Origin of the sequence: Pseudomonas sp. AP42 (genome assembly GCF_001728935.1) — a bacterium.
GTDB classification, from domain to species: domain Bacteria; phylum Pseudomonadota; class Gammaproteobacteria; order Pseudomonadales; family Pseudomonadaceae; genus Aquipseudomonas; species Aquipseudomonas lactis.
Genome location: NZ_LYSO01000011.1, coordinates 25,729 through 35,683 on the forward strand (window position 1 = coordinate 25,729; position 9,955 = coordinate 35,683).

9 protein-coding genes are annotated in these 9,955 nt (G+C 60.9%); 5 read left to right on the plus strand and 4 right to left on the minus strand.

Features of this window, described 5'->3' with window-relative positions; translation table 11 throughout:
- Positions 1–65: 65 nt before the first annotated feature.
- A complete protein-coding gene (locus A7K61_RS06390) occupies positions 66–2,054 on the minus strand; it encodes an alpha-1,4-glucan--maltose-1-phosphate maltosyltransferase (RefSeq protein ID WP_069557198.1) in 1,989 nt (662 codons plus the stop codon).
- Between the two features lie 204 nt (positions 2,055–2,258).
- On the opposite strand from A7K61_RS06390, the gene A7K61_RS06395 reads away from it, so the two are divergent.
- On the plus strand, positions 2,259–2,447 hold the full coding sequence (locus tag A7K61_RS06395) for a hypothetical protein (protein ID WP_032892035.1): 189 nt from the start codon (positions 2,259–2,261) through the stop codon (positions 2,445–2,447).
- Between the two features lie 14 nt (positions 2,448–2,461).
- Here A7K61_RS06395 and A7K61_RS06400 read toward each other — a convergent pair whose 3' ends face one another.
- Complete coding sequence (locus tag A7K61_RS06400; protein WP_044273527.1) at positions 2,462–2,953, minus strand: MgtC/SapB family protein; 492 nt, start codon at positions 2,951–2,953, stop codon at positions 2,462–2,464.
- A 123-nt stretch (positions 2,954–3,076) separates the two neighbouring features.
- Between A7K61_RS06400 and A7K61_RS06405 the strand changes: the two genes are divergently transcribed.
- The 4 genes from A7K61_RS06405 to A7K61_RS06420 all read left to right on the plus strand — a co-directional run bounded on the left by A7K61_RS06405 (position 3,077) and on the right by A7K61_RS06420 (position 7,027).
- Positions 3,077–3,316, plus strand: coding sequence for a DUF3203 family protein (locus A7K61_RS06405; protein ID WP_044273526.1), 240 nt, complete (start codon positions 3,077–3,079; stop codon positions 3,314–3,316).
- 184 nt (positions 3,317–3,500) lie between these two features.
- Entirely contained in the window at positions 3,501–4,910 is a 1,410-nt protein-coding gene (ccoG, locus tag A7K61_RS06410) for a cytochrome c oxidase accessory protein CcoG (RefSeq protein ID WP_044273525.1), read from the plus strand.
- A 155-nt stretch (positions 4,911–5,065) separates the two neighbouring features.
- Positions 5,066–6,475, plus strand: coding sequence for a GntR family transcriptional regulator MpaR (mapR, locus tag A7K61_RS06415; protein ID WP_069557199.1), 1,410 nt, complete (start codon positions 5,066–5,068; stop codon positions 6,473–6,475).
- A gap of 63 nt (positions 6,476–6,538) precedes the next feature.
- Entirely contained in the window at positions 6,539–7,027 is a 489-nt protein-coding gene (locus A7K61_RS06420) for a hypothetical protein (RefSeq protein ID WP_241771009.1), read from the plus strand.
- A 12-nt stretch (positions 7,028–7,039) separates the two neighbouring features.
- Here the strand turns inward: A7K61_RS06420 and A7K61_RS06425 are convergent, their stop codons facing one another.
- Both A7K61_RS06425 and A7K61_RS06430 read right to left on the minus strand, forming a co-directional pair.
- Positions 7,040–7,786: an SDR family oxidoreductase gene (locus A7K61_RS06425; protein ID WP_044273522.1), complete on the minus strand. Its 747-nt coding sequence runs from the start codon at positions 7,784–7,786 to the stop codon at positions 7,040–7,042.
- A gap of 54 nt (positions 7,787–7,840) precedes the next feature.
- On the minus strand, positions 7,841–9,937 hold the full coding sequence (locus tag A7K61_RS06430) for a bifunctional diguanylate cyclase/phosphodiesterase (protein ID WP_069557201.1): 2,097 nt from the start codon (positions 9,935–9,937) through the stop codon (positions 7,841–7,843).
- Positions 9,938–9,955 lie beyond the last annotated feature (18 nt).

Consider the following 9,955-nt stretch of genomic DNA (forward strand, 5'->3'; position numbering starts at 1 on the left):
ATTCATTGGCTGACACAACGCTTTCGCGAGCAAGCCCGCTCCCACCATTTCGATCCTCATCAGACTCAGGGTGTGCTGATGCGCCAGATGCCGAACGGCATCTGCGGTTCCAGCCGGGTCCATTGGGTCTTGCCGTACCAGGTCCAGCGGTGGCCGTTCATCAAGTCTTCGCCCTGGGTCTGGGCATCGTCGGGCAAGCCCATCTCCCACAGTGGCAATTCGAAGTGGGCTTCCTGGGCGTTGTGCGGATCGAGATTGACGGCGACCAGAATGAAATTGCTGCCGTCTTCGCTGCGCTTGCCGAAATACAGGATGTTGTCGTTCCAGGCGTTGTAGAGCTTGAGCCCCAGGTGCGTGTGCAACGCCGGGTTCTGGCGGCGGATGCGGTTGAGCTGGGCGATCTCGGCGATGATGTTGCCGGGCGCGGTGAAGTCGCGGGGGCGTATCTCGTACTTCTCCGAGTCCAGGTATTCCTCTTTGCCCGGCACCGGCGCGGCTTCGCACAACTCAAAGCCTGAATACATCCCCCACAGCCCCGAGCCCATGGTGGCCAGCGCAGCACGGATCAGGAAGCCTGCGCGGCCGGATTCATGCAGGAAACCGGGGTTGATGTCTGGCGTATTGACGAAGAAGTTCGGGCGGTAGCACTCACGCCAGGGCGACTGGTTCAGTTGGGTGAGGTACTCGCTCAGCTCAGCCTTGGTGTTGCGCCAGGTGAAGTAGGTGTAGCTCTGGGAATAGCCGACCTTGCCCAGGCGCGCCATCATCGCCGGGGTGGTGAAGGCTTCGGCGAGGAAGATCACCTCCGGGTACTTGGCGCGCACGTCGCTGATCAGCCATTGCCAGAACGGCAGGGGCTTGGTGTGCGGGTTGTCGACGCGAAAGGTCTTCACGCCCTCTTGCACCCAGCCCACCACGATATCGCGCAGTTCGGTCCACAGGCTCGGGATGGCATCGGCCGCGTAGAAATCGACGTTGACGATGTCCTGGTATTTTTTCGGTGGGTTTTCCGCGTACTTGATCGTGCCGTCCGGGCGCCAGTTGAACCAACCCGGATGCTGCTTGAGCCAGGGGTGATCCTGGGAGCACTGGATCGCGAAGTCCAAGGCGATTTCCAGGCCGTGGTCGGCAGCGGCCTGGACCAACCGACGAAAATCATCGCGCGTGCCCAACTGCGGGTGGATCGCCTCGTGACCGCCCTCCTCACTCCCGATGGCATAGGGGCTGCCAGGATCATCGGGGCCGGCGGTGAGTGAATTGTTCTTGCCCTTGCGATGACTGCGGCCGATGGGGTGAATCGGCGGAAAGTACAGCACGTCAAAACCCATGTCATGGATCATCGGCAAGCGCGCGTGCACGTCGTTAAACGTGCCGTGCCGCGCCGGATCGTCGGTGATCGAGCGCGGAAACAGCTCGTACCAGCTGGCAAATTGTGCGGCTTCACGTTCCACGTCAATCGGGTACGCGGGGCTGACGCTCAAATAGGCCCGATGGTCGGCCTGGGTCATCAGGTGTGCACTGTCTTCGTGCAGGAACAACGCCACCTGCTCGGTTTCCAGCAGGCCGGAGAGCTCATGGTGCAACAACATCAAGCGGTCGCGCAGTTCGTTATCACTGCGTTCGGCGGCCTGCAACACCAGGCTGCGGCCCTCCTGCAACTCCAGGCTGACTGGCACGCCAGCTTCATGCTTCTTGCGCAGTTCGTAACAGAAGCTGGCAAAGGTGTCGATCCAGGCTTCGATGCAATACTCATGGCGGCCTTGGCGGGCGACGGTAAACGCGCCCTCCCAACCATTGTTGCCGATATCCAGCATGACCACGCTGTGCCAGCTTTCATCTCTCAGGGCGCGCCAGCGGATCAACACCGCCAGTTTATCGTGGCCATCGGCAAACACTTTGCTGGTCACATGGACCCGCTGGCCCACCACCGCCTTGACGGCAAACTCACCGTTGTCGATGACCGGCATGGTGCTTTCGATCGCGATCCTGGGTAACAGCAGCGCCTGGGACAGCGGCAGCACGGAGTCTTCTGGAACCAGTGTTTCAGCAGTCATCGAGCATCTTCCCCTTACGCCCTGTGGACGCTCTTGGCTTGATCCGAATTCAAAGGCGGCGGCGCTCTCCCCGAGCGTGGCCGTTTAAGGTCCGAGCCTGGGCGCGCAGCAAAAGTTCAGGTGGATATCCCGCCACTGGGCAGGGAATCAATTGCCCCAGGCCGCGGTCCACCGCTAGAGCAAAGCACAAAGGAGGCCACACCGATGAATATCCCGATCCCCCCTGAACCTGAAGATCCGAATATCGACAACCCGCCTCTGCCGCCCGGCGAACCGGCACCCGTTCCGGAGAAAGAACCGCCGGAAAACGACCCACCGCCCGTGGAGGAGCCGCCGACCACTATGCCGCCGGTAATAGGGATCCAAGCCTGGCATTCGCCAAGCATCCAGTGATCCATGATGCGGCATCATTTTTCCAACATTTTGACGATTCTGGGCATGATGCTGAACACCGCCAGGGCCAGCAGGGTACTGAGTACCGCGGTCGATTCACGGCCCATGCCCGCCGCCACGCCAATGGCGGCGGTCATCCACAACCCGGCTGCCGTGGTCAGACCCTTCACATGCTGGCCCTCCTCGTCTTCCTTGCCCTTGAGGATGGTGCCGGCACCGAGGAAGCCAATGCCCGCAATCACCCCCTGAACCACACGGCTCATGGCATCTGCCTGGTTGCCGGACATTTGCGGCACCAGCACGAACAGCGCGGCGCCCAGTGCCACCAGCATATGGGTGCGCACCCCGGCCGCCTTGCCCTTGTGCTCACGTTCAAACCCCAGGATGCCGCCGAGGATCGCCGCGATCAGCAGGCGCACGGTCACTTGGGTGAGTTGCCTGGCATCGCCGATGTCCGCGAATTCGGCTTGCAGGGTTTGCCATACCACATGCCACCAGGCGTCCATGGATACACTCCTTTTTATTATGGGTAGTTAAAGGGTGGACAGCGCAGACCGCCAGTCAGTTGCCTGGAACCTGCCTCCATAGGTGCCGCCTAAGGCTATATAGCCCATAGAAAGGAGATCGCCATGACCCTGCGCATCGACAACCATTTGTGCTACTTCAAGCTCGGCGTGGACGGCCAGGAGCAAAGCCTGCCAGCCACCCGCGTGAAGATCCTTACCGACAATGACAAAGCCATGTCCTATGTGGACCTGGCGGGCGAGCGGATCTATATCACTGAAGCCGAAGCCGACGCGCTGACGGTTGAAGGGGCCACGGATGGCCGTAACCATGTGAAGGCGCAAGAGCCTGGTTCGGTGATTTGATTGATCTGCATCATCGAATCCAATGAATCCCTGCACCCCTATGCCCTGGGGGTGCAGCACATTGACGCACAAGAACGCGCCAGGCCTATCTGATCCGGTTTTTATCGCTCCACCTGAGTCTGTTATGTAAACAGCCCGTCGCCCATATTTCATCGGCCTGATGGAGGCTGATGAGCGAACGACCATGAGCGAACGAATCCCAACCGTGGAAACCTTTGAGCCCATTCACCCAAAGAAGGTGAAGGCCAAATCCAGCGACAACCTGATCCATACCCGCAGTTTTACCGGGCTGTTTCGCACCTTGCGCGTGGGCGGTGCCGGCCTGCTGTTCCTGGCTTTTTTCGGCACCGTGTGGCTGAACTGGGGTGGGCGCCAAGCCGTACTGTGGGACCTGGCCGAGAGCAAATTTCATATCTTTGGTGCGACGTTCTGGCCTCAGGACTTCATCCTGCTCTCGGCGCTGCTGATCATCTGCGCCTTCGGCCTCTTTGCAATCACGGTGTTCGCCGGCCGCGTCTGGTGCGGCTACACCTGCCCGCAAAGCTCGTTCACCTGGCTGTTCATGTGGTGTGAAAAGGTCACCGAGGGTGAACGCAACCAGCGCATCAAACTGCAGGCCGCGCCCTGGAGCCTGAACAAGCTGGCACGTCGCTCGGCCAAACACACGATGTGGCTGGGTATCAGTGTGTTGACCGGGCTGACGTTTGTGGGCTATTTCACCCCCATCCGCCCCTTGGCCGCTGAATTGCTGACGTGGCAGATGGGCGGTGTGAGCCTGTTCTGGGTGTTGTTTTTCACGGGCGCCACCTACCTCAATGCCGGTTGGCTGCGCGAAGCGGTGTGCATGCACATGTGCCCCTATGCACGGTTCCAGAGCGTGATGTTTGATAAAGACACCCTGACCATTTCCTACGACGCCGCCCGTGGCGAGCAGCGTGGCCCGCGTAAGCGTGACGTGCAGCCAGCCGAAGTTGGCCTGGGCGATTGCATCGACTGCCAACTGTGCGTGCAGGTATGCCCCACCGGCATCGACATCCGCGACGGCCTGCAAATGGAATGCATCGGCTGCGCGGCCTGCATCGACGCCTGTGATTCGATCATGGACAAAATGGGCTATGCCCGTGGCTTGGTCAGTTACACCAGTGAGCATCAATTGCAGGGGGGCAAGACTCACCTGCTGCGGCCACGCCTGATCGGCTACAGTGCCGTGCTGCTGGTGATGATCGCGGCATTGGTGGTGGCCCTGATTGAACGGCCGATGGTGTCGCTGGATGTCACCAAGGACCGCGGTATGTTCCGCGAAAACAGCCAGGGCTTGATCGAGAACATCTACAGCCTCAAGGTGATCAACAAGACCCAGCAGCGCCAGGACTACCGCCTGGAACTGGTGGATGCCGAGGGCTTCCAGTTGCAAGGCAAGACCCAGGTCAGCCTGGCGCCCGGGGAAATTGTCGATGTACCGGTGTCGGTGGCGTTGCTGGCGGACACACCCGCCAGCAGTTCTCAAACTATCCGTTTTAAAGTGACGGATGTGGATGAGCCGTGGATTTATACCGCTGCCGACAGCCGCTTCGTTGCGCCCTTGAATCGCTGATATTTCATCAACAATAACGATCAAATGTGGGAGCTGGCTTGCCTGCGAAAGCGGTAGTGCAGTAACAGATGCAGTGACTGACACACCGCCTTCGCAGGCAAGCCAGCTCCCACAGTTCGCCCTGCGTACACATTCAAAAAGCAAATTAGGCCGCCATGAAACGCTACGAAAAATTCGCCGACGACATCGCAGAACTGATCCGCTCCGGCGTCCTCGGCCCCGGCCAGCGCGTGCCATCGGTGCGCTATGCCAGCCAGGCCTACGGCGTCAGCCCGTCCACCGTGTTCCAGGCCTATTACTTGCTGGAGCGTCGTGGCCTGATTCGCGCACGCCCCCGCTCTGGCTACTTCGTCAACACCCATGCGCCCAGCCCGTTTTCCGAACCCGTGGTGAGTGAGCAGGTGCATGAGTCCACCGATGTGGGCGTGAGCGAGCTGGTGTTCTCGGTACTGGACTCGATCAAAGACCCCAACACCGTACCCTTCGGTTCGGCCTTCCCCAGCCCCATGCTGTTCCCGCTGCCACGCCTGGCCCGCTCACTGGCCAGTGCCAGCCGCGAAATGGACCCACGCCTGGTGGTCACCGACATGTCGCCAGGCAACCCGCAACTGCGCCGCCAGATTGCCCTGCGCTATATGGTCGGCGGCCTGATGCTGCCGATGGAGGAGCTGCTGATCACCAACGGCGCCCTCGAAGCGCTCAACCTGTGCCTGCAGGCCGTGACCGAACCGGGCGACCTGGTCGCCATCGAAGCGCCGGCGTTCTACGCCTGCTTGCAAGTGCTTGAACGCTTGAAGCTCAAGGCCGTGGAGATTCCGGTGCATCCGCGTGACGGTATCGACCTGAGCGCCTTGGCCCAAAGCCTTGAGCGCTATCCGATCAAGGCCTGCTGGACCATGACCAGCTTCCAGAACCCCATGGGCGCCACGCTGCCTGAAGAGAAAAAACAGGCGCTGGTGGAACTGCTGCGCAGCCATCAAGTGCCGTTGATCGAAGATGACGTCTACGCCGAGCTGTATTACGGGCAACAAGCGCCGAAACCGGCCAAGGCCTTCGATACCGAAGGGTTGGTAATGCACTGCGGCTCCTTTGCCAAGAGCCTGGCGCCCGGTTACCGGGTGGGCTGGGTCGCCGCCGGGCGCTTCGCACAGAAGGTGGAGCGGCTGAAATTGATGACCTCACTGTGCCCGTCGATGCCGGCCCAGGCGGCGATTGCCGATTACCTGCAACACGGCGGCTATGACCGGCACCTGCGCAAACTGCGCTACGCCCTGGAAGAACAGCAAAGCGCCATGCTGGCGGCCATCGCCCGCTACTTCCCGGCACAGACGCGGGTCAGCCAACCTGCCGGAGGCTATTTTTTGTGGTTGGAATTGCCGGAGCAGACCGACTCGCTGAAATTGTTCCAGATGGCCCTGGCCCAGGGCATCAGCATTGCGCCGGGGCCAATCTTTTCCGCGACCCAGCGCTTCAGAAACTGCATACGCTTGAACTATGGCAGCCCGTGGAGCGAAGCCTCGGAGAAGGCCATGGAGACATTAGGGCGGATTGTGCGCTCGTTCTAAATGGAACCTACCGTCGCGTCTTAACGACTCAGAGGCCTCCACAGACCGAATAAAGAGACCTGCGTGATTACCTGGAAAAACTGCCCACTGCCAGCAAGTGCACCCCTTAACCTGAAGCCTTTTCCCGTCCCTCACCACTACATGCGCTGGGCGGAACAACAGCAGATGCGTCAGATGAAAGGTCCGAGCGGGCGCCCTGCCGGTGATCATCGCTCGGCAGAGGCGATCATTGAGCACAGTAGCGTGACGAAAAACTTCCTCAAGGGCTGCGATTTCTATCAGGTCGTCGATGACCTCAAGCGACAGGTCGGCGACTGGACGCAAGCCAATCCAGACCCGCAGGCCAGAGCTGATGCGGCCTACGATCTGGACAAAGTGCTGCGTTTTCTCGATAACGTCGATGATCGAACCCTCAATGGCAGCGATAGCCGCAATGGCCATATCGAGGGTTTTTCCAACTGCGGCTATGGCGTGGTGAAGCACTCCGAAGCCGACCTGCTCCGGCAGTTCTCCTGGTACGGCTACGAGGTGCTGCGCACGCTGCGGACCTGATCGGCCAACGCCTTAACGGCCGCCGCCCAGGTCAATGAACGTTCCGGTGGAATACGACGCCTTGTCCGACAGTAACCAGATAATCGCCTCCGCCACTTCATCCGGGCGCCCGCCCCGCGCCATCGGGATTCCGGACTCCAGCTTGCTGACCCGGTCCGGGTCGCCGCTCAGGGCATGGAAGTCGGTAAAGATATAGCCAGGGCGTACCGCGTTGACACGGATACCCTCACCTGCGACCTCTTTCGATAAGCCGATAGTGAAGGTATCCAGCGCGCCCTTGGAGGCGGCGTAGTCGACATACTCGCCCGGCGAGCCCAGCCGCGCCGCCACCGACGACACGTTGACGATACTGCCGCCCTGCCCGCCATGCCGTGGCGACATGCGCAGCACCGCGTGCTTGGCACACAGAATCGGGCCCAACACATTGGTCTTGAGGATTTTGAGGATACGAAACTCGGACATCTCATCAACCCGTGACTTGTGCCCCACGGTGCCAGCGTTGTTGACCAGCGCAGTGACCCGCCCCAACTCCGCATCAACACGATTGAACAGGCCGATCACTTCATCCTCGATGCTGACATCGGCCCGCACGGCAATCGCCTGGGCCCCCAACGCACGCACCTGTTCAAGTACACGGTGGGCCGCGTCTTCATCCGCCTGGTAGTTGATGCAGATGCGATAGCCCTGGCGAGCCGCGAGCAATGCTGTCTGGGCGCCAATGCCACGGCTGCCCCCCGTGATGATGACGACTTTGTCCATGGCTGCGGCCTCCTGATTCAACCGGATGTTTAGGGTTGGATCCAAGAATACCTTTCACTTAATGCTTTTGTCAGGCGCTACCGGCTCTTCGGTGCGACGGATATTGGCCATAAAGCTGTCGGCTGGCAACGGGTGCCCCAACAAGAAACCTTGCAAGGCGTCACATCCCAGGCGGGTGAGGAAGTCCTGCTGCATATCGGTCTCCACGCCTTCAGCGACAATTCGCAGGCCCAGGGCCTGGCCCAGGGCCACGATGGCCGAGACGATGGCCGCGTCGTCGCTGTCGTGTTCCAGGTCACGCACAAAACCGCGGTCGATCTTCAACTCGTTGGCCGGCAGGCGCTTGAGGTACATCAGGCTGGAGTAACCGGTGCCGAAGTCATCGATGGACAGGTCCACGCCCATGTCCGAGAGCTGCTGCAACACCGTCATGCTCGCATCGGCATCGCTCATGGCGGTGGTCTCGGTGATTTCCAGCGTGAGGCTGTTGGCCGGCAAGTGGTGAAGCTCCAGCGCCGCCGCTACGCTGTTGACCAGCCCGGCATGGCAGAACTGCAGCGCCGACAGGTTGACGGCGATGCGCCAGCTCTCATAGCCCTGGGCGTACCACAGGCGCATCTGGCGGCAGGCTTCATCGAGTACCCACTCACCGATGGGAATGATCAGCCCGGTTTTCTCCGCCAGTGCAATAAACGTAGCGGGCATCAGCAAGCCCTGTTGCGGATGCTCCCAGCGCAACAGCGCCTCGGCCCCCACGGCAACACCGCTGACGGCGTCGAACTTGGGTTGGTAATGCAAACGAAACTGCCCCTGCTCCAGGGCATTGCGCAGGTCTTGCAGCAATTGCAGCTGTTTGCGCGCGTTGGTGTTCATCGACACATCGAAGAAGCTATAGCCGTTCTTGCCCATGCCCTTGGCGTGATACATCGCCGCGTCGGCGTTCATCAGCAGTTCCTGGGGGTTATTACCGTTGCCCGGGAACATGGCGATACCGATGCTGGCCGAGATTTGCAGCTCATGGTCGGCCACCGTGAACGGGCGGTTGATCAGGCTCACCTGGCGCTCGGCCAAGCCCATGGCATCGTCGGGCTGGGTGAGCTGCACCAGCAACACGAACTCATCACCGCCGATGCGGGCCAGGGTGTCCTGGCTGCGCAAATCCTCGCGCAAGCGCAAGCCGACGTCGCGCAACAACTGGTCGCCCAGGTGATGGCCAAAGGCATCGTTGACTGGCTTGAAACCATCCAGGTCGATAAACATCAAGGCAAAGCAACCGCCCCGCTCGTTTACCGCCTGGATGCCTTGTTGAATGCGATCAGCCAGCAACGTGCGGTTAGGCAGGCCGGTGAGCATGTCATGCAGGGCCAGGTGGGTGAGTTCCTGGTTGGCCAGGGTCAGGGAATCGGTGAGCACGGCGGTGCGCGCTTCCAGGCGCGCATCCAGCACCGAGGTCAACAGCGCAATGACCAGCACCGCCAGCGAAGTGACCAAGACCAGGTTATCCAGGCCCTTGCCGCTCAGGCCGGTCAATGCGGCGCCGCAGAAGCTGCCATCGGCAAAGCGTGCCGCAGCCATCCCGGTGTAGTGCATCCCCACGATAGCCACGCCCATCACCACGGCGGCGCCACCCCGTGCCAGCCGTACATAAGGTGTGTTGCGCCGCAGGTTGAAGGCAATCCACAGCGCGGCGCCGGAAGCCACCACCGCGATCATCAACGAAGCGCCGAACAAGGTCGGGTCGTAATCAATCCCCGGCGTCATACGCATCGCGGCCATGCCGGTGTAATGCATGCTGGCGATACCGGCCCCCATCACCAGCGCGCCCAATGCCAGTTGCCAGGTTGGTAAGCGTGGCTGGCTGACCAGCCATAACGCAAACCCGCTGGATAGCACGGCGATCAACAGCGAGAACAGGGTAATGGCCACGTCAAAGCCCAAGGAAAACGGCAGGCGCAGGGCCAACATCCCGATAAAGTGCATGGACCAGATGCCGACACCCATCGCCACTGCGCCACCCGTGATCCACAGGTAAACAGCCCGCCCCTTGGCCGTCGCGATACGCCCGGCCAGGTCCAACGCGGTGTAGGACGCCAGGATGGCCACGCACAGGGAAATCACGACAAGGGAGGTTGAATAGCTACCGATCAGCATGGCATGTCTCGCAGGCGA